The sequence below is a fragment of the Meiothermus hypogaeus genome (genome assembly GCF_003574035.1).
Lineage (GTDB): Bacteria > Deinococcota > Deinococci > Deinococcales > Thermaceae > Meiothermus > Meiothermus hypogaeus.
In genome coordinates, this window is the sequence record NZ_QWKY01000032.1 from 1 (window position 1) to 23,757 (window position 23,757).

Here is a 23,757-nt window from a genome sequence, read left to right on the forward strand (position 1 = left end):
AGGGGGAGGGGAGCGAGGGGATGCCCCCCCCAGCTCCACCAAAACCCCTGCCCCTAGCTCGTTACCTGAAGGTGCGCAGCAGCTTCCAATCCAGCTTGCCAGCGGGCGTCTTGACAATCTCCACCATGACCGCCGCCTCGTTGAAGCGCAGGCCCAGGTGGTCGGTTGGCGACATGTTGAAGATACCGTGGGTGCCCACTACGCTTCGGGTGGCCTCGAGTTCATCGCGCAGCACCCGGCGGAAGGCGGCCAGGTTGGTGGTTTGCTCACGCCGCAAGGCCCGCTCGAGGGCCGGGCGCAAAATGGCCCAGGCATCGTAGGCGTGGCCGCCAAAGGTGGAGTAGCTGCCAATACCAAAGCGCGACTCGTACTGCTGCACATAGCTCGTGGCGACCTGCCGGTTGGGGAAGTCGGGCGGCAGTTGGTCGAAGACCAGCACCGGGCCCGCGGGCAGCCGGGTGCCCACCACCACGTCGCCGCCCACCCGCAGGAAGTCGGGATTGGCCACGCCGTGGGTTTGGTAAATGAGGCCGCGGTAACCGCGCTCACGCAAGGTGCGCTGGGGCAACACTGGGGCAGTGCCCGAGCCCCCAATCAAGACCGCATCGGGGTTGCGGGACAGGATGCGCAGGATCTGTCCGGCCACCGAGGTATCGGTGCGGGCAAAGCGCTCGGAGGCCACCACCTGGATGCCAGCCTCGCGGGCCGCCGCCTCGAAGGCTCGCGCCCAGCCCTCGCCATAAGCGTCGTTAAAGCCGATGTAAGCGGCAGTCTTGACCCCGGAGGCGGCCATGTCCCGCACGATGGGCTGGCTCATCTGCTGCTCGGTCTGTGGGGTTTTAAATACCCAGCGCCGTTTTTCGTCCACCGGGAAAACAATTTCTAAGTTGGCCGCCAGCGAGATTTTGGGCACGCCGGCCTCGGCCACCACATCGATCATGCCCAGGCTGGCCGGGGTGGTGGTGGTGCCGATGATGGCCAGCGCCTGGTCTTCCTGAACGAGCCGCCGGGTGGCCCGCACGGCCTGGGTGGTGTCGGAAGCATCGTCGATAATCACAAATTGCACCGGGCGACCCGCTACCCCGCCCCGCCGGTTGACCTGTTCTTCCAGCAGAACCAGGGTGTTGCGCTCGGGGATGCCCAGGCTGGCTGCGGGGCCGGTGGCCGAGACCACTACCCCGATTTTGAGCGGGGCCTGCTGGGCCAGGCCCAGCCCCAGTCCAAGTGCCAACAGTCCTACCAAAACTCGCTTCATGTTGCCTCCTTTGTACGGGTTTGCAAATCTCCCGGGGCGTGGGCCCCGGTTAGATCTCCAAAGGTTTCAAGCCCGGCTGCCACCATCCGGCGCAGCAGGGGGTGAGGGCGGTAGCGGTCCTCGCCCAGCTCGGCGTGCAGGCCGTCCAGCGCCCGCAGGATGGGCTTGAGCCAGATGAGCTCGGCCCATTCCAGGGGCCCCAGCGGATAGCCGGTGCCCAGGCGCATGGCCCGGTTCAGGTCTGCCGGGCTGGCCACGCCCTCAGCCAGGGCCGAGACCGCCTCGTTGATGAGCAAAGCCAGGATGCGAAACCCCACCCCGCCGGGCTGATCTTGCAGTACCAGGGTGGTGCGCCCGTGGGCCTTGAAATAGCTTTGGGCCAGCTCGAGGGCCCTGTTTTCACCTTGCAGCGGGGCGTACAGTTCGACAATGGCCTTCTCGCCGATGGGTGGAACCAGGCTAAACCCGGCCAGCGGGCGCCCGCGGAACTCGGCCTGCACACTGCTCACGGAATGGCCCCAGACCAGCGAAACCACCGGCAAGTTCTCGAAAAAGTCGTGCTTGCGCTCGAGCTTGACCCGGCAGTCCAGCACGAACTGCGCTTCGGCCACATTCTCGGTGTGGCGGAAGTGGGTCCGCATCTCTTTGGCCAGGGGGTTGGGACCGATGATGATGGGAAGTGGGATATCGCCGGTTTGCGCCACAGGGGGTTCAGGCGGGGTAGGAGGCCCCGGCGGGTAGCTGTACCAGCCCTGTCCGGTTTTACGCCCCAGCAGCCCGGCGGCTACGCGCTGATACTGCAAGGGGTGGGGCCTGTAACGGGGTTCGCCGTAAAAAGCCTGATAGACCGAGCTCGAGGCCGCGTAGTTGACGTCCAGCCCGATCAGGTCCATCAGCTCAAAGGGCCCCATGGGGAAACCCAGTCCCCGCAGGATCCAGTCGATGTGTTCCTTGGGAACACCCTCGCCGTGTAGCCGCAGGGCTTCGCCGTAAAAAGGGCGGGCCACCCGGTTGACCAGAAACCCGGGAGCATCCACGACCTGAACCGGCTCCTTGCCCCAGGCTTGCATCAGGTTGAAGGCGCGCTTTAGAAGGTCGGGACTGGTTTGCAGCCCTCCAATCACCTCGACGAGCTTCATGCGCTGGGCGGGGTTGAAAAAGTGCAGGCCGAGCACCCGCTCCGGGTGCTTGACCCTACCCGCAATAGCCGAGACCGAAAAGGTAGAGGTGTTGGTGGTCAGGATGTTGCTGGGGTTAAGCTCGCCCAGCTTGCCCAGCAGCTCTTGTTTGAGCTCGAGCTTCTCCGGTGCTGCCTCGATCACCAGGTCGGCCTGGGCGCAGTCCTCCAGAGACTGAGTGGTGTGGATGCGGGCCAGAGTTTCTTCTACCGACCCCTGCAAGCGCCCTTTATCGGCCATTTTTTGCAGGTCGGCGCGGATCTCGGTCAGCGATTTTTCCAGCGCTTGTGGCACAGGATCGTATAAGCGTACCCCGTGACCCGCCAGCGCCGCTACCTGGGCGATGCCCCGGCCCATGGTGCCCGCCCCCAAAATCGCCACAGTTTCCTTCACCAAGCCTCCCTAAAAACCAAACAAACACTCGTTTGTTTACCTTTATGTTGGGCGTCAGTCTAAACGCCAGTTTTCTCGCTGTCAAGCACTTTGTGCACCCTCTTCAAGCAGGTTGGCTACGTCCTCTATGGTTGCTAGCGCTGCTGGTGGGAGGCGTCTAGTGGGTCAGTCGGTAGGGGCTTATACAACTAGTCGGCAGGGGGTCCTACATCTAGATGACGTGCTGGGGCAGCCCCTGAAGCTCCGATTCCTGAATCTTTACCCAACCCCCCCCGAAGGCTTCCAGGAGCGAACCCTCCAGGAACCAGCTTTTAGGGGTTTTTGCGCCCCAAAGGGTCTGGCGGCGGGGGTCGTTGAGGCTCCAGCGGATGGGCTCGAAGTCGGGGTCTACCGTGGTGTAGTCGGAGGTATACAGTTCGATGCGGTGCCCGTCGGGGTCGCGCAGGTACAGGAAAAAGGCGTTGGAAACCCCGTGCCGACCCGGCCCGCGTTCGATGGCCTCGGTCTGCATGGCCCCGGCCAGGATGTCGCAGGCCCGGATAATGCTCATGGCGTCGGGCATCCAGTAGGCGAAGTGGTGCAGCCGGGGGCCGGTTCCGTTGGTGAGGGCCAGGTCGTGCACGTTGCCCTTGCGGTGAATCCAGGCGGCCCAGATTTTGCCGTCGTCGCCCTCGGTGTACTCCGACATCCGAAAGGCCAGCTTGTCCATGTACCAGCGGGTCATGACCTCGACCTGAGGGGTCATTATGTTGATATGGTCGATGCGCTGGATACCGGGCCCTTTGTGCAGGTCGTAACGCTGTAAAAGCCAGGGGTATTTCTGGCTTTCGGCGTAAAAGGCTACCGGCACGCCAAAGGGGTCTTGAACGCGGAGCATCCGGGGTCGGTCTTGTTCGGATTCCCAGCGGTGGGGCAGGCCCAGGGCCTCGGCCAGTTCGGCCAGCAGTTGCAAGTCCAGTTCACCGGCCACCCGGTAGGCCAGGTGTTTGATGCCGGCCTCGGGGGCCAGCTCGAGCTTGAGGGTCCACTCGCGGTCTTCGGTGCCGCGCAGGTAGAGGGCGCCCGGGCTTTCGTGCAGTACGTTCAAGCCCAGCAAGTCTACGTAGAAGTGGCGCGATCGCTCGAGGTCGGTCACGTAAAACACCCCGTGGCCGATGCGGACAATATTGGGTATCTGGTTCATGGTTGCACCCCCATCGCGTATTGGTCTTATTTCGCTTATCAGCAGTCAGGGAAGGCTTAACTGTGCATTTGGCCTTGAGCCTCCAGCCTCAGGCTAGGGTAGCTGCCGATAGCTGCGGTTCCAGTACAGCAAGGGCCGGGTATTGCTACCCAGCGCTACTTTTTTCACCTCTCCCACCACAATCTTGTGGGTGCCCCCTGGGTAGACCGCCCAGGTGCGGCAGTAGAGTGTGGCCAGAGCCCCCTCCAGGGCCGGGCTGTCCTCATCGGTGAGGGGTTGGTAGCCGTCGAGCGGTCGGCCCGAAAAATGCGCCGAGGTGTGCTCGTGGCCCTCGGCCAGGAGGTTCACGGTAAAACGGCCGGCCTGCTCCAGCACGGGCCAGAGCTGGGCGCCTTCGTTGATGCAGACCAGGATCAGGGGAGGCTCGAGGCTCACGCTGGTAAAGCTGCTGGCGGTCATGCCACGGGTTTCTTCACCGTAACGGGCTGCAATCACCGTGACGCCGCTGGGCCAGTAGCTCATGGCCTGGCGAACCTGCTCGGAAAGGGTGGGTTGCGTGGTTTTCATGGGGAATGATGCGCGTGATCAGTGGACTCAAGCCATTAATCGCTTGCAACCACCTCCGGCTGGGCCTGTTCTTTCCATCCCAGGAAGTCCTTGATGCGCTGCTTGTAGGGCTCCTTGTCATAGACCGCAAAGAGCGTCTGGTACATGCGCAGCGGGTCACCAAAGAAGTAGCGTTCGTAAAGGGTTTGACGGGCTCCGAAGCCGCTGATGGTCATGTCCCAGGCCAGCCGGAAGAGCTGGACGCGCTCTTTGGCCGGCAGGGTGGCCGACTGCAAGAACTTTTCCAGATGCTTGCCAATGGGCGCTTCAAAGTCGGCTTCGGAGGGCAGGGTGATCATGCCGGAGGCCCCAATCTGCTGGACAATTTCGTTGATGCGGGGGTAAAGCCTGGGGTAGAGGTTGCGTGCCCCGTCAATAGCCCCCCGGTCGGGGCACATCAGGCCGTACTTGTTGAGCTTGGCATCGCGCTCGGCGCGGGCCCAGAAGCCTTTCATGGCCTCGAGGTAGACGATCACCTCGGCGATTTTCTCCTGCACGTGGGGGAAGGTATCGGCCCCGATGGTCTCGCCCAGCAACGAAACCAGCCCCAAAAAGGCCTCGGTCTTGGCGTTCTTGAGCACCACCACCTGATGGGCCATGTGCATTAAGGCCCCGGTCTCGGCGTAGGCGGTGTTGCAGCGCGCCAGGTCTTTGTAGATGAACACCCGTTCCCAGGGCACGAACACATCGTCGAACACCGTGAGGCAGTCCATCTCTTCCAATCGGCTGCTGAGGGGGTAGTCAAAGCGCCCATCCCCCACAGCCATGCTCTCACGGCTGATGAAGTGAAGCCCCGGGGTATTGGTGGGAATGGCAAAGGCCACCGCGTATTTGTCGGCCCCGGGCCCTTCCTTGAGCAGCGTGGAGGGGAAAACCAGAAGCTCGTCGGCGGTGGGCAGGGTGGAGAGCATCCGGGCTCCCCGCACCACAATGCCTTTTTCGCTCTCGCTCACCACGCCCAGGGGGATGTAGGGGTCGGGCTGCTCGAGGTTGCTCTTGGCCCGGTTGACCTGGGGGTTGGTGAGGCAGTGGGTGGTGGAGAGGTCGTGCTCGCGCACGAACTGCACATAGCGGCGCACGTTGTCGGCATAGGGCCCAAAGAACTCGGCGCTTTGCTCGAAGGCCATCAACACCGCATTCAGATAGTCCGGGCAGCGCCCCATCATGCCCAGGTTGACATCGGCCCAAAGCTTATAGGCCGCGCTGCGCCGGGCCAGGTCGTCCTTGGTTCTGGCCGGTAGCAGGCTCATGGCGTAGCGCTGGCCGTTCTGCTCGTAGGTGAGGGTGTCGCGGTAGCGCGGGTCGTGCTGCATGTCGTAGAGCTGCGCCAGGGTGTGGGTGATGCCTTTGAAGACCGGATGTGTGGTGGGGTCTTCGACCTTCTGCCCCTTGTACCAGAGGTTGGGTGGGTTTTTCTTGAGGGCTTCCAGGTAGTCTTTGCCGGTGCGTGCCATGGGTGCCTCCTTTACTTGCCAAACTTCGGAATTGGGTGCTCGGTGAGCGGCACCGCGATGTGCTTGAGCTCGGTATAAAACTCCAGGCTGTGCTCGCCGCCCTCGCGGTGGGTGCCGCTCATCTTGACGCCGCCGAAGGGGGTGGGCAGGTGCCGCACGTTGTGCGAGTTAATCCAGGTCATGCCCGCCTCGAGGTGCAGGGCCATGCGGTGCGCCCGCGATACGTCCCGGGTCCAGACATACGAAGCCAGGCCGTACCTGGAGTCGTTGGCTTTTTGCAGGGCATCGGCCTCGTCCTTGAAAGGAATTACGGTCAGGATGGGGCCAAAAATCTCTTCCTGAGCAATGCGGTGGTGGTTCTCGGCCACAAAGAGCCCAGGCCGCACGTAGTTGCCCTCGCTGCCGACCCGCTCGCCACCGAAGATGTGCTGCGACTCCTGCTTGCCAATTTCTACGTAGCCCAGTACGCGCTCGAGGTGCTCGGGGTGGATCAGGGGCCCTACCTCGGTGTCGGGCTCTAAGGGATGTCCCACCTTGACCCGAGCGGCCCGCTCGGCCACCCGGCGCACGAACTCCTCAAAGATGCCTTCCTGCACCAATGCGCGGCTGTTGGCGGTGCAGCGTTCACCGTTGAAACTGTAAATCTGGAAGACCGTAGCGTCTAAGGCCTGCTCGAGGTCGGCGTCCTCAAAGATGATGGCGGGGGACTTGCCCCCTAGCTCCAGGGAAAGCCGCTTCAGGTGTTCGGCGCTGTTGCGGGTGATGAGGCTGCCGGTGGTGGTCTCGCCGGTGAAGGCAATTAGCGGGATGTCCGGGTGGCGCACTACCGCATCGCCCGCTTCCTCCCCAAAGCCCTGCACCACATTGAACACCCCCGGCGGCAGGTCGGCCTCCTGCATAATTTCGGCCAGCTTCCAGGCCGTGAGGGGCGACCACTCGGCGGGCTTCAAAACCACCGTGTTACCAAAAGCCAGCGCAGGGGCAATGCGCCAGGTGGAGAGCATCATGGGGGCGTTCCAGGGGGTAATGATGCCACACACCCCCACCGGCACCCGGATGCTGTAGTTGAGCCACTCACCATCCACCGGGTAGCTGCGCCCGTCCATGGCCCGCTCGGCGTACTCGGCATAAAAACTGAAGTTCTCGGCGGCCCGTGCGACCTGAGCCCGCACAATCCGCAGGGCTTGCCCTGCGTCCAGGCACTCCATCACGGCCAGCTCGTCGCCGTGCTTTTCCAGAACCTCGGCAATCTTGAGCAAATACTTCTTGCGAGCCTTGGCGTTCAGTTTCCACTTTTCAAAAGCAGCCCTGGCGGCCCTGGCCGCTTTGTCCACGTCCTCGGCGTGGCCTTTGTAGGCCCTCGCGAGCACCTGGTTGTTGGAAGGGTCGAGGCTCTCAAAAAGCTCGCCCTGCACCCCCGGCACAAACTCGCCGCCGATAAAGTGCTGAACCGAGTTAGTTGCGATTTTATGACGCACCCGCGCAATAAACTCGGGGCTAATGGCTTGGGTTTTTTCAGATACCTTCATAAAACCAGCGACCTGTCACCTTCCTCAGAAAGAACCGGCTCGGCTTCTTCGGTTTCCCACTCGATGGGGTTTTCCAGGGCCCCCAGCCCCTCAATTTCCATGCGCATGAGGTCGCCCGGATGTACCTGCGAGATGCCCTTGGGGGTGCCGGTCAGGATGACGTCCCCGGCTTCCAGGGTCATGAAACGGCTGATGAACTCAATCACCTCAGGGATGGAGAAAATCATGCCCTGGGTGGTGGTCTCCTGGCGCAGCTCACCGTTCACATAAGCCCGCATCCGCAGGTTGTGCGGGTCGAGTACTTCGTCGGCGGTCACGTAGTAGGGCCCCAGCGGCCCAAAGGTGTCCCAGCCCTTGCCCCGGATGGGGGGGCGGAAGGTATTGGAGACGTAGTCGCGCACCACCAGGTCGTTGGCGATGGTGTAGCCGCCCACATAGTCGAGGGCATCTTTGGCCTTGACCCGGCGGGCATTGCGCCCCATAATCACGGCCAGCTCGCACTCGAAGTGCATGAAGCGCGCGCCCTGGGGGTAAATGACCGTGCCCTTGTGGGGCAACAGACTGGTGTTGGGCTTCCAGAAAAGGGCCGGCTCGGTGGGCTTGCGCAGGCCAAACTCCTCGGCGTGTTCGGCAAAGTTGAGGGCCAGGGCCAGCACCTTACCGGGCTGCACGGGGAGTTGCCACACCACCTCGTCGGGGTGGTGGGTTTCGCCGGCGTGGTCCACAAGCATGCCGTTCTGCAGGTGCCCCTGCAAGAGGCGGCCTTTGGAGATAAAACGCGCGCGCTTCATACGTACTGTTTGCCAGCGGGGTCGGGCAGCACCGGGGGGTGGCCCTCCTTGCTGGGAATGCTGGGAATCAGGCCATAGGACTCGGCCATGCGGCGCAGGCGGGCCTCGATTTCTGGGGTGGTGGGGCCCAGGGGTTCTCGCCATTCCTTTTCGCACAGGCCCATCCAGGAGAGCACCGTTTTGAGCGGGATGGGGTTGGTGTCCCAGAAGATGGCCTCGTTGGCCTCGAGGCCGTAGTAGTGGAGCTCGAGGGCCTCTTTGTACCGGCCCTCCAGGGTGAGCTGGCACATTTGGGCGGTCTCTTTGGGTAGCCAGTTGGCAGTGGCGGCGATGGTGCCCACCGCGCCCACGCACATCATGGGGAAGGTCAGGGCCTCGAGGCCGCAGTACACCTTGAAGTCGCGCCCCACCCGGCGCAACAGCTCCGAAACATACTCGACATCCTTGGAGGAATGCTTGATACCCACGATGTTCTTAAAGTCGTGCCGCAAGCGGGCCACCGTGTCCACCCTGATTTCGATGCCCGCACGGCCTGGAATGTTGTAGAGCACAATGGGCATCTGCGGCACCGCCTGGGCCACCTGACCAAAAAAGCGGTAGAGCCCCTCCTGGTTGGGCTTGATGTAGTAGGGCGTGATGACCAGGGCCCCCTGTGCGCCCATCCGGTAGGCCGCCTGGGTGATCTCGAGGGTTTCGTCAAGCCGCAGGGTCCCGGTGCCGGCCAGGAGGGGCACGCGGCCCCGAATGAAGCGCAGCGCCAGCTCAATGAGGTACTTGCGCTCCTCCACGCTTAGAGTGCCGGGCTCGCCGGTGGTGCCGCCTACGCTCAGGGCGTGGGAACCGGCCTCTATCTGGCGCTCGATGAGCCGCTCCAGAGCGGCTTCGTCTATGGCACCGTTCTTGAACGGTGTTACCAGGGGTACGATGCTGCCTTTGAACTCGACCATGGTACTCCTTTTTGGCTATGTAGCCCAGGTTGCTTATTGCTCCGCAAAGATAGTTAATATATTAAGTAAAACTGTAGCATACTTTGCAAGCCCAGGTACAATTGTCCTTCCAAAAGACCCCCTATGGCTTCCGCCCTTCCCCAAGACCCCTCCACCCGACTCCTGCGCGACCTTACCCACTCGCTGCCCATGGCCCTTCTGCGCACCCGTGAGGCGGTGGTGCAGCGCTTCAGGGTGGTGCTCTCCCGGCACGGCCTGACCGAGCAGCAGTGGCGCATTTTGCGGGCGCTCGATGGGCAAGAGGGACTGGAAATATCCCTTCTGGCCGAGCAGTGCCGCATCCTTCTGCCCAGCATGACCGGCATTTTGAAGCGCATGGAACAGCGCGGTCTCGTACGGCGCAATGCCAATCAGGCCGATGGCCGCAGCATTCTGGTGAGTCTCACAGCCGATTCGAAGGCCCTGGTGGAGCGGATCAAGCCCGAGGTGGTGGAGGTCTACGCCGAAATCGAGCGAATCCTGGGCAAGCGCAAGCTCGAGCAGCTCTACGCTCTACTGGAAGAGCTCGAGAGCGGGCTGAAGGGGTCTGGTCCAGGGTGATACCGGATTCAAAAAGACAGTTTGCAAAACCAAAAACCCCATAGGTTGACTTTTTGAATCCTGGAGCACACCCTTAGGTCGGGTTTATTCCTTACCGAATGATAAGGAATAAACCGAATCTGGCATGAGTTTAGCTGGAGGTCAGTTTCTCGAGCCAGGCTTCGTCGCGGGGGGGTTGGAACTCTTCGCGCAACAGACCGAACAAATGAACATCCTCTTTGATGCCCTGGCGGGTCTCGTGCTGCCGCAAAACCCCTTCACGCTTGAAGCCCAGTTTTTCCACCAGGCTCAGCATCCGGCTGTTGGAACTGTGGACTTCGGCGGTAATGCGTTCCAGGCCCAGTTCGCTAAAGCCATGCCCCAGCATCTGCAAACCGGCGGCAAACCCCACCCCCTGACCCCGATGGGTCTCATCGCCAATCGCGATGCGCAGGCGTGCCCGTTTTTCCAATGGATTAAGCTCGCGCAAGTCCACAAACCCCACCAGGTAGCCCTCGGGGTGCTCTGGCGTGGTGACCACAATTCCTTTGCGAACCAGGTCTACGGGGGGGTTGTTGAGCAGGCGCACGAACCAGTCCTGCAATTGCTCGGCGGGCAACCCCACCGGCCAGCCATTGGCCAGGCAAAAGGCTTCGTCGCGACTCCACTCGAGCACGCGGGGCAGGTCGCTCATCACCAGCGGACGCAAATACACTTCCAGCATCTTCTGCTCACCTTACATCGCCCCTGCGCAAAAAAGGGTGAAAATCGCCGTAATTCACGGGGCGATACTGGGTTTTATGTTCAGGTTACGCCCACTGCGGCTTTCCAGAAACGAGACCTCCAGTACCAGGGCACTGGCTTTGACGGGCGCCGCCGCCCGCGCTAGGCTTGAAGGGTTGTGGCGCGGCCTAAAGCAAAGACCGAACTCTCTGCAGCCACCCCTATGCCGGCGGCCCGCAGAGGTCTTGGGTTGGCCGGGCCTCGAGTTTGGCTGCGCTTGAGCCAGGCTGAAAAAGCCTTTGGCGAGCGCATCTTGTTCCAGAAAGCCGACTTTTGGTTGGAGTCAAACGAGCGGGCGGTGCTGGTTGGGCCGAACGGCGCCGGAAAAAGCACCCTCTTCCAGATCCTTTGTGGCCGCCAACCCCAGGACGATGGCCATCGGGTGCAGTTGCCCGGGGTACGGGTATTCTACTTGCCCCAGGATTTCCGCCCGGCACCCGGTACCGTCTACGGGTTGGCTCATGCCATTACCCCCCTGCACCGGGCCGAGCTAGAACTGGAGCGCACCCCGCCCGAACACACGGGCGAGGTGTGGCGCCAAATTCGCGAACTGTCTTTCTGGAAAGGCCGGGTAGCCCGTACCCTGGCCGACTTTGGCCTGGATGCACACAGCGACCAGAGCACGGAACAACTTTCCGGTGGCGAGGGGGTGCGCCTGGGATTGGCCATGGCGTTTTTATCGGGCGCCGAGGTTTTGCTTCTGGACGAACCCACCACCCACCTGGACCTGCGCATGCGGTTGCGCCTGGAGGAGATGCTACTGGCTTACCCCGGCGCAGTGGGGCTCATTTCCCACGACCGAGCGCTTTTGAGCCGGGTCGCCACCACGGTCTACCACCTGGAAGCTGGGCGTTTGTTCAGGGTAGCAGGAGGGTATGCCACCTACCTGGGGGAGCGTGAGCGCATCCGGCGAACCCTGGAGAAGGCTCGATTTGAAGCGGAAAAAGAGCGCGAACGTTTGCTGCAGGCCATCCCAGACCGCAGACGACCTGGAACGGATCGGCGCAAGCGGGAGAAGGCCCTTTTACAAACCCGGGCCGAGCGTATTCAAGTGCCCGATCCGCCTCCCCCCGAGCGTCGCTGGAGCCTGGAGCTGGCCGCCGAGGGGACCCCAAGGCTGGTGCTGGAGGCCCGGAGACTAAAAAAATCGTATCCCCAGGGGGAAGAACAGACTCGGACGATCATCCGCGAAGCCACCCTGCGTATTTTTCGGGGCGACCGAATTGCCCTGGTAGGGGCCAACGGGGCTGGCAAGACCACCTTGCTGCGCTTGTTGCTTTCCAGAGAACTGCCCGACGAAGGTGAACGGATGCTGGGCTATGGGGTGAGCGCAGCCTACCTTGATCAGCTGTACCACGGTCTGGAACCCGACCGGCCCCTCTTTGCGCAGTTCGCCTCGAGGTTTGGCGAGGCGCGGGCAGCAGTGCTTTTGGGCCGTATGGGCTTTCGCCCTCCACACTGGCACGACACCCCCCGTAGTTTTTCCGGTGGCGAGCGGGCCCGGGCGGGGCTGGCCTTGCTGGGCGCGCTGCGGGCAGGCTTGCTGGTGATGGACGAGCCTACCAACCACCTCGAGCTCGAGCTACTGGAAGCCCTGGAAAAGGCCCTGGTTGACTACCCCGGTACGCTGCTCTTTGTCTCGCACGACCGGGCGTTGGTCAGAAAGGTGGCCACCCGGTTCTGGGGGCTGGAGGAGGGGGTGCTGGTGGAGTACCCCAGCTATGCCGAGGCCGAGGCGGCCATGCTGGGCAAGCCGGCCCTGCGGCTGAACCCCTATGGAGAAACCCCGCCAGAAGCAGAGCCGCCCCCCGAAGAGCGCGACCTCGAGCAAGAACACACGGCCTTGCTTGAACAACTTGATGAACCGGGCCTGACGGAGCGGAGCCGCCAGCGCCTGCGCGCCGATCTGCTGGCGCTGGAAGACGCTTTGTACCGCCAGTACGCCCTCGAGTTTTTTCGTCCTTACCCCTACCGCTACCGGGTGCAGCGGGAAGGACTGGAGGTGTTTGCGGACGAAGAGCTGGGCTTCTGGCGCTTTTGGAGCCGTGAGGAGGCATGCGGCGGCGAGTTCTCAGGCGGCGTGCTGAGCCTGGAAGGAAAGCCTAGCCCAAGGCTACTGCGGGCCGTCCTGCAGATGGCTTTTGAACTCCTGAGCGCCAGGGTCGTGCGGTATGGCAAGCAGAGCTTTGGCCGAAAGGGCTACCTGAAGCAGTTTATGCCGGATTCAAAAAGACAGTTCACAAAACCAAAAAAACCATAGGTTGTCTTTTTGAATCCTGGAGCACACCCCTCCCGAACGGTTGGCGAAGAAAGCGTCTCCCTTTCAAGGGGCGGTATCGCCCTCCGCTACGCGGATAACTTCCAAGGGGCGGTATCGCCCTCCGCTACGCGGATAACTTCCAAGGGGCGGTATCGCCCTCCGCTACGCGGATAACTTCGGCCCTGTTGATTCGTTGCCATTCGGTAACGAATCAACCGAATCTGGTATTAAGGGCACAGCCATCCAGATTTAATCGAATCCCAACCTGCTCGAGCCAAACGCACAGAAAAACCGCGTTCGGAAAAAGCTGCGGCGGGAATAACTTCTACCCTGACCCCAAAGCCCTGACCCGCTGGCCCTCACTGCGCCTCGCGTACCTGCCGCTTGATGCGCATGAGCACGGCCTGCAAGCCACGCAGCCGCAGGGGTGTGATGATTTCCTCGAGCCGGGCCAGACTGTAAAAGTCCTCCGGTACGCCCAGAATGGCCTCGGGGCTTTCGCCCTCCAGGCCTTCGGCCAGTAGCCCGGCAAAGGCCCGCACCGTGGGGGCTTCCTTGGGGGCGTCGAAGTAGAGGTGAACCTTGCCCTCCTGGAGTTCGGCATGCACGAAGAATGGCGTGGTGCACTCGTGGACTTGCTCGAGCTTGCCTTGCATGCCCTCGGGCAGGGGGGGCATTTTCTTGGCAAACTCTAAAAGCATCTCGGTCTTGATGACCTTGGGGGCACTTCCCAGCATCTGCACCACGCTTTGGAGTTTGGGGGGCAACTGGGCCAGTCGTTCGTCGGCAGTCATAGACATCAGGGTAAAGGGTCAGGGAGGAAGGGTCTAGGGTTTTGTGCACCATGCCGTGCTTAGGCGCCCTGACGCACCAACTTGAACAAATCCCGGCCCAGTTCGGCGTAGTTGCGCACGGGCCCGGCCTGGTTGCCGTAGGTCAGGTACAAAACCCGGTGAATAGCCAGGGCGGCCTCTTCGCTGCTCTGGACAGTCCGCAGCTTTTCCACAATTTCGCTCACCACCGGCCCATAGAGCTCTTCAAGGGGAGCCAGCTCACCCATACCCAGGGGGTCGTAGATCTGTAGATAGGTTTGAACCTGCGCCGTGAGGTTATCCATGAGCGTGTTTCCTGCAAGGGCCAGAGGCCCAAGTCCAAAGGCTGGAAGAGCTGGTTTTACCTCGAGTGCTCAACCTTGGAAAGGTTTGCTAGGGTGCGGGTGTGACGGTAAACGCTGCACTCTCCCCCAGGGCCATGTTGAACTGGGTGGGGACGATGGGGGGGTCGGTGCTGATATTGCTGCTGGCCGGGTAAACCTCTACTGCGTACGTGTCGGCGGGATTCAGGTTAAGGTTGCTGAAGGTGGTGCTGAGGGCCGCGATGATGTTGCGGGCGACCACGGTACTGGTGGTGCGGTTCACCAGGCGCACCAGGTAGCCCGTGGCCCCACTGCTGGCGGTCCAGGTGGCCGATACGGACTTGGTGGTGGGGTTGTTGCCAATGGTTACGGTGGGCCTGGCGAGGGTGGTGCTGGCATCCACGTTCAGACTGACTTGTTCGGTTTGCCCGTCGATGGTGGCCGAAAACGTATAGGTACCGCTCGTGAGGGTTTTGGAGGCATCCCACCCAATCTCCCACCACACCCCCGAGGGGGTGCGGGCCGCGGCGCTTTGCAGGGTAAGGGTCTCGCTGTAGCCGCCCGGCCCGCTTACGCTGACATTAATGCTTTCGGGTTGTTGCTGGGGCCGCAGAACCAGGATGTAGGCTCTTCCAGTGGTCGTGGCATTGTAGGTGCCGATGGAGGCCTGAAGTTTGGCCTGGGGGACGCTCGAGCACCCGCTCAAGAGCCCCAGCACTAAGATACCGGCGAGTAGATAACGGTTCACAGGTCACCTCGAGGCTGTAGCCTAAAACAGAAATGTGAGAGCTGCCAAACCGGGCTCTCACATCCTTGCTTATTCCCTGGCCGATTAGTCCAGGAAGTCCCGTAGCTTGCGGGTGCGGCTTTCGTGATACTTGAGCTTGCGCAGGGCCTTGTTTTCAATCTGGCGGATGCGTTCGCGAGTGACCCCGAAGTAGGCACCCACCTCTTCTAAGGTGTGCTCGCGCCCATCAATCAGGCCTTTGCGGAGCTTCAAGACCATGGCCTCGCGCTCGGAGAGCTTATTTAGGGCCTTCTCGAGCTCCTCCGAAAGCATGCTCTGGGCGGCAGAGTCCACCGGCGAGGCCATGTGTTCGTCGGGGATGAAGTCGCCGTAGAAGCTGTCCTTCTCGTCGCCGATGGGGGTTTCCAGGCTCACGGGCTCCTGGGCAATCTTGAAGGTTTCTTCTACCTTTTTGGCGTCCCAGCCGGGCCCCATGGCCTCGGCAATTTCCTCGTAGGCCGGTTCGCGGCCCAGCTCCTGCTGCATCTGGCGGGCGGTGCGGGTCAGCTTGTTGATGGTCTCCACCATGTGCACCGGAATCCGGATGGTGCGGGCCTGGTCGGCTATGGCCCGGTTGATGGCCTGCCGAATCCACCAGGTGGCGTAGGTGGAGAACTTGTAGCGGCGTTTGTACTCGAACTTCTCCACTGCCCGGATGAGGCCCTGGTTGCCCTCCTGGATCAGATCCAGGAAGGAGAGGCCCCGGCCGGTGTACTTCTTGGCAATGGATACCACCAGCCGCAGGTTGGCCTCAATCAAGTGCTGGCGGCAAATCTCGCCGTCCCGTGCGATGTGCAGGTGGCGCTTGACCTCGCGGGGCAAGGCCCGCAGGCGGGCATCGACCGCCTGCACGGTGTCGGGGTCAATGCGTAGCTCGGTACCGGGGATATTGGAGACGCGGCTGCTGCCCTGCACCTGGCTGCGCAGAACGTGGCGGATCAGCTCGGCCTCCAGGCCGGTTTCCTCGGCCAGCCGCTGGGCCGCGGCCACCCCATCCTCCACGCGGCGGGCCAGGTCAATCTCCTCCTCCAGGGTCAGGAGCGGCACCTGGCCAATCTCATGCAGGTATTGCCGGACGGGGTCGGAGGTGGAGATGCGCGGCAGAGGCAGGTCTTCCTCGAGCTCCTCCTCGGCTTCCTCTACCGGCAGGGTGCCCAGCTCGAAGTCGGGCTCGAGGATCTCGATGTCCTCTAGATCGGCCTCAAGTACCTCTTCGCCAATTTCCTCCTCGACCAATGCAACCGCAGCCAGCTTGCCCGCCTTGGGCGTGGGGGGCACCAGCATATCGAGGTCGGGCTCGGCCTCGAGGTCGTCCACATCCGCGATTTCGAGCTCGGGGGCCTCGAGTTCATCGGCATCCAGGGCCAGATCCTCTTCCAGAAGTTCTTCGGCTTCCTCAATCACAGCGGTGCTTTTAGACGCGGTTTTGGGCGCCTTGGTGGGCGCCGAAACCTTGGGTTTTGCGGCAGCGGGCGCCCTGGTGGCAGCCGACATGGCGATTTCTTTGGGCTCGGGTTTGGAGGCCGCCTTTTTAGGCTTGGTGTCCTCGCTATCGGTTTTGACAGGAGCCGGTTTGGTGGCTGCTTTGGTTTTGCTCACACCCTTGGCTTCGGCTTTGGGTTTGGCAGGTGTTTTGAGGGTGGCCTTACCCTTGGATTCGGGCTTGGCGGGGGCTTTTGCCGATTTCGATTCGCTGGCGGATTTCGATGGTGTTTTGGGCATAGGTTTTTGTGGCGTTGTGGCAGGTGCTTTGGTGGCGGGTTTGGTAGCGGTCTTGGGCTCGGACTTGCTCACTGGGGTTTTGGCTGGCTTGTCACTGGTTTTGCTGGGCTTGAGGGCCTTAAGCGAGGGCTTGGTTTGGGGTTTTGTGGCTTTGCCCGTGGTCGCTCCCTTAGCAGGGAGCTTGCCTTTGGTGGCTTCTTTTACGGTGGGCCTGAGGGCTGAATTGCTTGAAGTAGAGCCTGCATTCTCTTGATTGTTAGCCTTGCGAGCGGGTGGGGCCTTGTGGTGCTCTTTGGCCCTGGCGGGTGTTCCGGTTTGAGGTTTGGTAGCCGTTTTGCCGGGCACCTTAGCTTTTGTGACCCCATTTGCCTTTCTGGTCTCCTGGGTTTTACTCGCCGGTCTGGCCTTACTGGAGGGCACAGCAGCCGATTTAGGGACTGTCTTGAGTTCGGTCTTGCTGGGTTTGAGTGGACTGGAAGATGCTTTGCTCTTATCGGCGGTTTTGCTACTTACCGCTTTAGCCTGCACAGAGGAAGTGGTTTTTGGGGCGGGGGGCTTTTTTGCCTTCGTACTGGAAACCGCAGCCTTTGCTGCTTGTTGGCTTTTACCGGTATGAAGGGTACTTTTTTCCTTAGATGTACGGAGCGCGCCTTGTCCCGCGGGGGATTGTCCGGTGGTTGTACGGACGCCAGTACGTCCTGAAGGGGATCGTCCCTTCGTGCTAGCAGCGGTCTTGGTCTTGCTCAAGCGCTTCACCTCCCAGTGAGGGGCCCAGGCCCCCGGCGATGCCGGTACTACAAGGGTGTCAATCCGACTTATGGGCCAGCAGAACTTTGTGGCTATCCACAGCCAGGGTGTGGACGGTGGCAAAGCGGGCCTCGAGCAGGGGCTCGTAGGGGAGGAAACGGTTTGCCACAAGATAAAACTTCCCGCCCCTCTCCAGGCGGGCGTAGGCGGCTTCAATGAATGCGATGGCGGTTTCTAACACGACAAGGCCCCCCACGTGGAACGGGGGGTTCGTAACAATGGTAGTGAAAGTTTGGCTCGGTGTCAAGGCCTCATCCACATCGGAATGCAGAACAGTAGCCTTTTCGCCCAGATTTTGCCGGGCTGAGAGCACGCTGGGCCAGTCGTCCTCGAGGAGGGTCAGGCTCAGGGCCCGGCCCACCAGGGGGCGGCTCAGGGCGCCATACCCCCCGCCGATGTCGAGTACGTGGCCTGGCTGGTCGGGCAACTCGCGCAGCAACATGGCGCTGCCGGGGTCTATATGCCCACCGGAAAAAACCCCAGGCAGATAGGCAAAATGCAGGGTCTGGCCCTGAAGGTCGCAGGCAAAGGACTGCCAGACGGCGGGCAGTTCGGGGGCAGGTTTTTCTTTTTCCAGCACCGCCACCCGCAAGGGGCCGTCTCGCTTGACCAGCAGGCCAAAGCCCAGCAGTTCCTGAGCCAGCCTGAAATAGTGCTCGAAGCCCTTGTCCCTGCTGCCCGCTATCCAGAGCCGCCCTCCCATTCGCAAGGCTCTGGCCGCCCCCAAGAGCGATAGTTCCACGTACCGTGTTCCGCGATTGGCCGGCAAAACCAGGACCACGAGATCGGTCGAGTCGGGCTCGGTTTCCCAGGGCAGCCCCCGGCTGACCTCTACCGTGGCGCCGAAGCTGGCCTCCAGACAGCGTAAAGAAGCCCTCGAGGTTTCGATGGCCTGAACCTGTAGCCCATGTTGGCGCAGGGCATAGCTGGCCATACCGATGCCAGGGTTCAGGTCGAGAGCTTTCTGACCGTGGGGCTCTAAGTGCTGTGCCAGTAGCTCGTAGGCGGGATCGGCCAACCCCCGTGCCCCCGCTTTGGTATACAGATACCCTCCGGGGACGGGGGTCTTGTGCAGCGAATGGTATTCCTCCAGGGTCATAGGTACAGGGGTTCAATCAGGGTGCGCCCGGCCTGCAGGGACGCTATGCCCAGGTGTGCCAGGGCCCTGCCAGAGGGCGGTTGATCGAGCACGAACAGTCCTGTCGGGTGTAACTCATCCAGTCGGTTCCGGTGGGGTGCTTGCAGGGTTTCCAATTTTGCCCCAACAATCCGGTAGCCAGCGGCATAACAGAGCCCATTGCGCGTGGTCTGGGCCACCGTGACGCGTCCCTGGTAGCGCAGGGCGGTGGCTTCCAGGGTTTCTACTCCGGTCACCGGAACCCCCAGACCCCTGGCCAGCCCCAACCCCGCCGCAATGCCCACCCGTAGCCCAGTGTAGGAGCCCGGCCCGCGCCCAACGGCAATTCCTTCTAGTTCCCCTAGCCCCACACCGGCCTGGTGCAAAAAAACCTCGAGCTCCCCCCACAGCACCTCGGCGTGGCGGCGCCCTAAACGAATAGCTCGCTCGGCATGTGGTAAGCCTAAAACTAGATAAGACGTGGCGGTATCCAGCGCGAGTACCAGCACCACAGGAGTATAGCAATGGGCGAAGCCAAGAGCCCAATGCTGAAGGTCAGGGTTGGTGCATAAAGTAAAACCAGGCCTTCCTCCTCCAACGGGGAGGCTGGGTGGGGGCATAAAACCCAGCCAGGTCGCCTACCTACAAGCTTTTTTTGCAACACCAACTGGCCGAAGCGCTTGCGAGGGTTCATGCACTGCCCCTGTGCTGAAAGCTGAAATCGTAGGAAGCACAAACCTCGTTCCCCCTGTCCCCACCGCCTGCATGCTGCTAGACTTGAGGCCATGAAATTGGCGATTGTGGGTGTGGGCAAGATGGGTAAAAGCATTCTGGAGGGCCTGCTGCGGGCCGAGATGCTGGGACCCAGCGAGATCGGCATCCTCGATACCCCCGAGCGCACCCAGCAGGTGGCCCTCGAGACCGGGGCGATCCCCTTGACCCTGGAAGATTTGCGCCGCTGCGAGCGGATTTTACTGAGCGTGCAGCCCAAGGACATCGCCGCCCTGGCTCCGCAGGTCGCCCATCCCAACACCGGCTACATCTCCATCATGGCTGGGGTGTCCACGGCGGTGCTTTCGCGTCGGCTGGGCACCCGTCGGGTGGTGCGCTGCATGCCCAATTTGGCCGCCACAATTGGCAAAAGCTCTACCGCCATCACCGGCCCCCGCGAGGCCGAGGAGGCGGGCGATCTGGAGTTCACGCGGGCCTTGTTTTCTACGGTTGGCGATGTTTACGAGCTACCCGAGCGTTTGTTCGATGCCTTTACTGGGATGTCGGCCTCGGCCCCGGCCTATGTGGCGGTGGTCGCGGAGGCCCTGGCCGATGGGGGAGTGAAGCAAGGCATTCCACGGGCCCAGGCCCTGCAACTGGCGGCCGATGTGCTTATCGCTACCGGTGAATTGCTCCGCAAGAAACACCCGGCGGTACTCAAGGATGAGGTCAGCAGCCCCGGCGGTACTACCATTCATGGCCTGGCCGCGCTCGAGGCCCGGGGCGTTCGGGCGGCCCTGATTGAGGCCGTGGAAGCTGCTACCCAACGTGGTCACGAGCTGGGAAGAGAAGAATAGACAGATTTTTCCGAATGCAATGATATGTCGCCACCTCGAGGTACGGCCGACTAAAGGGCAAAATCGAAAGTAAGGGACTCGCACCAGAATCCACAGTAAACCCCTTGCCTTCTCCCCTGGCGGGAGAAGGTGGCGACACCCCGACCGCGCTATTTACAAACAGTTACGCAAACGCAGTTGACTGCACCTGGGGTGTCGTCGGATGAGGGAGCTTGGAACGACCCTCAAAGCAAACTCTACAGGTAAAGTTGGTACCATATCCGCGACCAGGAACGGACATCCTGAAAGCTGGGGGTTTGGGCTCAGGGTGAATGCACCATTTATTGCCAGAGGTGGGCGTAGCATAAAAAGGATGAAGCGCCTCTTGACTCTGGGCTTACTGCTGGTGGGGGTGCTGGCGGCGCCCACCGCCTATTACCCCAACGGCATCGGCTATTCCTGGACATACTCCTCCGGCATGGAGCAGGTCTTTACTCGCGAGCAAAACGGGATGCTGGTGCTCGAGCGCAGGCTTGCTAAGCAGCCCGTCAGCGCCGACCTGCTGCGCTACACCCCGGATAAAGGGGTACTGCTGGAGGGCTTGATTGTCGGTCAGGCTGTGCAGCGCTACAACCCGCCCCTGCAACTATATCCAGCCCCACCTCTGGTACTGGGGCAGGAATGGGGCGGGCGCAGCAATTTTGGCGGCCAGAGTGTGGCCCTGTTGGGCAAGGTTTTGCGCATCGAGGGGGTAAACGTTCCGGCGGGCCGCTTCAACGCCTACGTCATCCGAACCTCCACGGTAACAAGTGGCGGTGGCAGCCAGGTGATGGAGATTTTCTTTGTCCCTGGGGTGGGCATCGTGCGCTACGCTACCCCGGATGGGGCGACCGTTGACCTGGTGAAGTTAAGTGTGCCTAAATAAGGTATGGAACTTCAAATCGTCAGGCTCGAGAAACCGGAAAACCTGAACGTCATCCTGGGCCAGAGCCACTTCATCAAGACCGTTGAGGACTTGCACGAAGCCCTGGTGACGGCTGTGCCGGGCATCCAGTTTGGGCTGGCCTTCTGTGAGGCTTCCGGCAAGCGACTGATTCGCAAAAGCGGTACCTCGGCAGAACTCACAGATTTGGCCGTCCGTAATGCAGAGGCCATAGGGGCTGGCCACTCCTTTTTGATCGTGCTGGGCGAAGGTTATTTTCCCATCAACGTTTTACACGCCATTAAGGCTTGTCCCGAGGTGGTGCGAATTTTTGCCGCAACCGCCAACCCCCTCTCGGTGATTGTGGCCGAACAGGACGACCAGCGCGGGATTTTGGGTGTTCTGGACGGACACAAGCCGCTGGGGGTCGAAGCAGATGAAGACATCCAGTGGCGCAAAGACCTTCTGCGGCGCTTTGGCTACAAGCTGGGCTAAAAGAACCCCTGGGCCTCGAGCCACCTGTAGGCGGCGATGGTATTGGGTTTGTAGGCGCGGTGGGCTTCTGGCATGGTTTGCAGGGCTTCTCGCAGGGCAGCCCGGCGCTCTGGGCTGTTGGCTACGGTCTCGACCGGCGCCACATACACCCGGATCAAAAACCAGCTTCGGTTTAGTTCGGGCAGGGGTAAGGTTACCTGGCGCTCGGTGCGAAAATAGACCCGTTCCCCTGAGAGCAACATAGGGCGGCTGGGGTGGGCCGAGAGGGCAGAATCAAAGGTTAGCCCCCACACATAGCGCACGAAGGGGCCTTTTTGGCTCATAGCTCTGGCCACATTGTGCTGGGCAGCCCGAAGCTTTTCGCTGTGGGGTACGGGGTTATGGATTTCGGCGAAGCTACGCCCGATTTTCTCGAGCGGGTTCCAGTGGCTGGGAAAGCAGACCCAAAGTGCTTCGAGCAAGGTTCCGTGCATCAGCACCAGGTCTTCCTGAACCCGCAGTGCGGCGGCTTTTCCGAGCTCGAGCAGGTCTTTTTTATTGGGCTCTGGAGCTGCTTTTGTACCTGGCGCATGCGGAAGCTGCTGCCACAGCCACTCAAGCGCCGCCCGAACCCCTGCGGGCTCGAGGGCAGAGGAGAGAAGGGCGCTGGAGGGCTCCTGGGCAAAGGCCTCGAGCTTGGCCGAATGATAGCGCGGGTACTCGTGGTCGAGCAGAAATGGCGGCCCCTCGAGCCGCGCCAGATCCGGTCGCACGCGGTGGTCTGAAGAAACGGGAAACGGTACTTGCAGCCCGGGCAACACCTTGTCCAGATTTTAGTGGGTATCATGTATCCCATGCTGAACCCAGGTGTTCCCGCCCCCGACTTTAGCCTTCCCGACCAAAGCGGCAAAAAGCACAGCCTGACCGACTACCGGGGCAGGTGGGTGGTGCTTTACTTCTACCCCAAGGACGACACCCCAGGCTGTACCAAAGAAGCCTGTAATTTCCGCGACGAAAAAGGCCGCCTGGAAGAACTGGGCGCGGTGGTGCTGGGGGTATCCGCCGACGATGTCCAAAGCCACGGAAAATTTCACCGCAAGTATGACCTTAACTTTCCTCTGTTGTCCGACCCCGACAAAACAACGATTCGGGCCTACGGCGCCTGGGGTAAAAAGACCCTATACGGCCAGGAGTACGAAGGGGTCTTTCGCTATACCTTCCTGATTGACCCCGAGGGCCGGGTGGCGAAGGTGTGGGACAAGGTCAAACCCGACCAGCACGCCCTCGAGGTGGCCGAGGCGCTGATTGAGCTACAAAAGCAAGCGGTGTGAAACCGAAACGGCCCTTACGTTGTGCTTTACAGACGCCGCCCGGATGGGCGGCTTGTGCTTCTGAACCTGTAAGGCTGGCTCTTTGTGAAGCGTGCTCAAGACAACGGATGTTCCGCTCATCTGCTGGCGCAAATTCGGTAATCTGAAGGGAGCCTGGCTTCAAGGGCTGGGTTGCCAAGGATTTTATGAATAACCAGGATATCTACAAGCAACAAGCGGCCCTCGAGGCCGTCAAGTATGTCCAGACGGGCATGGTGGTGGGGCTCGGTACCGGCTCGACGGCGAGATACGCGGTATTGGAGCTGGGCCAAAGGCTGCGCGAAGGGGAGATTTCAAACGTTAAAGCCGTACCCACCTCGGAGGCCACGGCCCTGCTGGCCCACGACCTGGGGATTCCCCTGGTCGAGCTTGAGCCTTCGGGGGTTGACCTGGCCATTGACGGCGCCGACGAGATCGCCCCCGACCTTTCCCTCATCAAGGGGCTGGGTGGGGCTTTGCTCCGCGAAAAGATTGTCGAAGCCAGCGCCGGGCAGTTTATTGTAGTTGCCGACCACACCAAAAAAGTAGCCCAACTGGGGCGCGGGGTGGTTCCGGTGGAGATTGTGCGTTTTGGCTACCGCGCAACCCTGCATGCGCTGGGGCGAATGGGGGAGCCCACCTTGCGCATGGATGGCGACGAGTTTTTCTATAGCGACGGGGGCAACCTGATTGTGGACGTCAACTTTGGCCCGATTGTAGACCCAGAGGGCCTCGAGGCCGAACTCAAACGCATTCCGGGCGTGGTGGAAAGTGGGCTTTTCGTGGGCCTGGCCACCCTGGCGATTGTGGCAGGGCCAGGCGGCCTGGAGTATCTGGGAACCGCCCCCGGCTAGCCGCCACGTTTTTCTCCCCATCACCCTTTCCTGCCGTTGAGCAGGGAAGCTGCTAACCGAGAAAAGTCTGCTGTCGGCTTGTCAA

Annotated in this window: 24 protein-coding genes; 8 read left to right on the plus strand and 16 right to left on the minus strand. The window is 61.5% G+C overall.

What is annotated here, in order from left to right; genetic code table 11:
• Nucleotides 1-61: 61 nt before the first annotated feature.
• From Mhypo_RS09565 to hpaI, 8 genes are all read right to left on the minus strand, one after another.
• The gene (locus Mhypo_RS09565; RefSeq protein ID WP_119341071.1) at nt 62-1,255 is read right to left on the minus strand and encodes an ABC transporter substrate-binding protein; all 1,194 of its coding nucleotides are present in this window, start codon (nt 1,253-1,255) and stop codon (nt 62-64) included.
• Complete coding sequence (locus Mhypo_RS09570) at nt 1,252-2,826, minus strand: 3-hydroxyacyl-CoA dehydrogenase NAD-binding domain-containing protein (protein ID WP_119341072.1); 1,575 nt, start codon at nt 2,824-2,826, stop codon at nt 1,252-1,254. Before Mhypo_RS09570 ends, Mhypo_RS09565 begins: the two co-directional genes overlap by 4 nt.
• A gap of 211 nt (nt 2,827-3,037) precedes the next feature.
• Complete coding sequence (hpaD, locus tag Mhypo_RS09575; protein ID WP_119341073.1) at nt 3,038-4,009, minus strand: 3,4-dihydroxyphenylacetate 2,3-dioxygenase; 972 nt, start codon at nt 4,007-4,009, stop codon at nt 3,038-3,040.
• A gap of 93 nt (nt 4,010-4,102) precedes the next feature.
• Nucleotides 4,103-4,576: a 4-hydroxyphenylacetate 3-monooxygenase reductase subunit gene (gene hpaC / locus Mhypo_RS09580; RefSeq protein WP_119341074.1), complete on the minus strand. Its 474-nt coding sequence runs from the start codon at nt 4,574-4,576 to the stop codon at nt 4,103-4,105.
• Between the two features lie 35 nt (nt 4,577-4,611).
• Complete coding sequence (gene hpaB / locus Mhypo_RS09585) at nt 4,612-6,069, minus strand: 4-hydroxyphenylacetate 3-monooxygenase, oxygenase component (protein WP_119341075.1); 1,458 nt, start codon at nt 6,067-6,069, stop codon at nt 4,612-4,614.
• An 11-nt stretch (nt 6,070-6,080) separates the two neighbouring features.
• Complete coding sequence (gene hpaE, locus Mhypo_RS09590) at nt 6,081-7,598, minus strand: 5-carboxymethyl-2-hydroxymuconate semialdehyde dehydrogenase (protein WP_119341076.1); 1,518 nt, start codon at nt 7,596-7,598, stop codon at nt 6,081-6,083.
• Nucleotides 7,595-8,389 (minus strand): fumarylacetoacetate hydrolase family protein, encoded by a 795-nt coding sequence (locus tag Mhypo_RS09595; RefSeq protein ID WP_119341077.1) that lies wholly within the window; start codon nt 8,387-8,389, stop codon nt 7,595-7,597. The genes hpaE and Mhypo_RS09595 overlap by 4 nt, the downstream gene beginning before the upstream one ends.
• Nucleotides 8,386-9,336 (minus strand): 2,4-dihydroxyhept-2-ene-1,7-dioic acid aldolase, encoded by a 951-nt coding sequence (gene hpaI, locus Mhypo_RS09600; protein ID WP_119341078.1) that lies wholly within the window; start codon nt 9,334-9,336, stop codon nt 8,386-8,388. Before hpaI ends, Mhypo_RS09595 begins: the two co-directional genes overlap by 4 nt.
• A gap of 123 nt (nt 9,337-9,459) precedes the next feature.
• On the opposite strand from hpaI, the gene hpaR reads away from it, so the two are divergent.
• Entirely contained in the window at nt 9,460-9,936 is a 477-nt protein-coding gene (gene hpaR, locus Mhypo_RS09605) for a homoprotocatechuate degradation operon regulator HpaR (RefSeq protein WP_119341079.1), read from the plus strand.
• A gap of 130 nt (nt 9,937-10,066) precedes the next feature.
• Here hpaR and Mhypo_RS09610 read toward each other — a convergent pair whose 3' ends face one another.
• Complete coding sequence (locus Mhypo_RS09610; protein WP_240637180.1) at nt 10,067-10,639, minus strand: GNAT family N-acetyltransferase; 573 nt, start codon at nt 10,637-10,639, stop codon at nt 10,067-10,069.
• Nucleotides 10,640-10,816: 177 nt separating this feature from the next.
• Between Mhypo_RS09610 and Mhypo_RS09615 the strand changes: the two genes are divergently transcribed.
• Nucleotides 10,817-12,958, plus strand: coding sequence for an ABC-F family ATP-binding cassette domain-containing protein (locus Mhypo_RS09615; protein WP_240637181.1), 2,142 nt, complete (start codon nt 10,817-10,819; stop codon nt 12,956-12,958).
• A gap of 359 nt (nt 12,959-13,317) precedes the next feature.
• On the opposite strand, the gene Mhypo_RS09620 is transcribed toward Mhypo_RS09615, so the two are convergent.
• From Mhypo_RS09620 to rpoD, 4 genes are all read right to left on the minus strand, one after another.
• Entirely contained in the window at nt 13,318-13,752 is a 435-nt protein-coding gene (locus tag Mhypo_RS09620) for a SufE family protein (RefSeq protein WP_119341080.1), read from the minus strand.
• Between the two features lie 59 nt (nt 13,753-13,811).
• Complete coding sequence (locus Mhypo_RS09625; RefSeq protein ID WP_119341081.1) at nt 13,812-14,075, minus strand: DUF1871 domain-containing protein; 264 nt, start codon at nt 14,073-14,075, stop codon at nt 13,812-13,814.
• Between the two features lie 88 nt (nt 14,076-14,163).
• Nucleotides 14,164-14,841 carry a hypothetical protein gene (locus tag Mhypo_RS09630; RefSeq protein ID WP_240637182.1) on the minus strand — a complete coding sequence of 226 codons (678 nt, stop codon included), beginning with the start codon at nt 14,839-14,841 and terminating at the stop codon, nt 14,164-14,166.
• A gap of 84 nt (nt 14,842-14,925) precedes the next feature.
• On the minus strand, nt 14,926-16,374 hold the full coding sequence (gene rpoD, locus Mhypo_RS09635) for an RNA polymerase sigma factor RpoD (protein ID WP_119341082.1): 1,449 nt from the start codon (nt 16,372-16,374) through the stop codon (nt 14,926-14,928).
• 583 nt (nt 16,375-16,957) lie between these two features.
• On the opposite strand from rpoD, the gene Mhypo_RS09645 reads away from it, so the two are divergent.
• Complete coding sequence (locus Mhypo_RS09645; protein ID WP_170148263.1) at nt 16,958-17,218, plus strand: hypothetical protein; 261 nt, start codon at nt 16,958-16,960, stop codon at nt 17,216-17,218.
• A gap of 189 nt (nt 17,219-17,407) precedes the next feature.
• On the opposite strand, the gene Mhypo_RS09650 is transcribed toward Mhypo_RS09645, so the two are convergent.
• Both Mhypo_RS09650 and tsaB read right to left on the minus strand, forming a co-directional pair.
• Nucleotides 17,408-18,508 (minus strand): methyltransferase, encoded by a 1,101-nt coding sequence (locus Mhypo_RS09650; RefSeq protein WP_119341085.1) that lies wholly within the window; start codon nt 18,506-18,508, stop codon nt 17,408-17,410.
• Nucleotides 18,505-19,035, minus strand: coding sequence for a tRNA (adenosine(37)-N6)-threonylcarbamoyltransferase complex dimerization subunit type 1 TsaB (gene tsaB / locus Mhypo_RS09655; RefSeq protein ID WP_240637183.1), 531 nt, complete (start codon nt 19,033-19,035; stop codon nt 18,505-18,507). Before tsaB ends, Mhypo_RS09650 begins: the two co-directional genes overlap by 4 nt.
• A gap of 276 nt (nt 19,036-19,311) precedes the next feature.
• Here tsaB and proC point away from each other — a divergent pair, with 276 nt between their 5' ends.
• From proC to Mhypo_RS09670, 3 genes are all read left to right on the plus strand, one after another.
• On the plus strand, nt 19,312-20,094 hold the full coding sequence (gene proC / locus Mhypo_RS09660) for a pyrroline-5-carboxylate reductase (RefSeq protein ID WP_119341087.1): 783 nt from the start codon (nt 19,312-19,314) through the stop codon (nt 20,092-20,094).
• A gap of 352 nt (nt 20,095-20,446) precedes the next feature.
• Nucleotides 20,447-20,998 carry a hypothetical protein gene (locus Mhypo_RS09665; protein WP_119341088.1) on the plus strand — a complete coding sequence of 184 codons (552 nt, stop codon included), beginning with the start codon at nt 20,447-20,449 and terminating at the stop codon, nt 20,996-20,998.
• Between the two features lie 3 nt (nt 20,999-21,001).
• Nucleotides 21,002-21,490: an adenosine diphosphatase gene (locus tag Mhypo_RS09670; protein ID WP_119341089.1), complete on the plus strand. Its 489-nt coding sequence runs from the start codon at nt 21,002-21,004 to the stop codon at nt 21,488-21,490.
• Here Mhypo_RS09670 and Mhypo_RS09675 read toward each other — a convergent pair.
• Complete coding sequence (locus tag Mhypo_RS09675; protein ID WP_170148264.1) at nt 21,487-22,242, minus strand: heme-dependent oxidative N-demethylase subunit alpha family protein; 756 nt, start codon at nt 22,240-22,242, stop codon at nt 21,487-21,489. The genes Mhypo_RS09670 and Mhypo_RS09675 overlap by 4 nt on opposite strands.
• Before the next feature lie 81 nt (nt 22,243-22,323).
• Here Mhypo_RS09675 and bcp point away from each other — a divergent pair, with 81 nt between their 5' ends.
• Together bcp and rpiA are read left to right on the plus strand one after the other, a co-directional pair.
• Nucleotides 22,324-22,800: a thioredoxin-dependent thiol peroxidase gene (bcp, locus tag Mhypo_RS09680; RefSeq protein WP_119341103.1), complete on the plus strand. Its 477-nt coding sequence runs from the start codon at nt 22,324-22,326 to the stop codon at nt 22,798-22,800.
• 185 nt (nt 22,801-22,985) lie between these two features.
• Complete coding sequence (gene rpiA, locus Mhypo_RS09685) at nt 22,986-23,672, plus strand: ribose-5-phosphate isomerase RpiA (protein ID WP_119341091.1); 687 nt, start codon at nt 22,986-22,988, stop codon at nt 23,670-23,672.
• Nucleotides 23,673-23,757 lie beyond the last annotated feature (85 nt).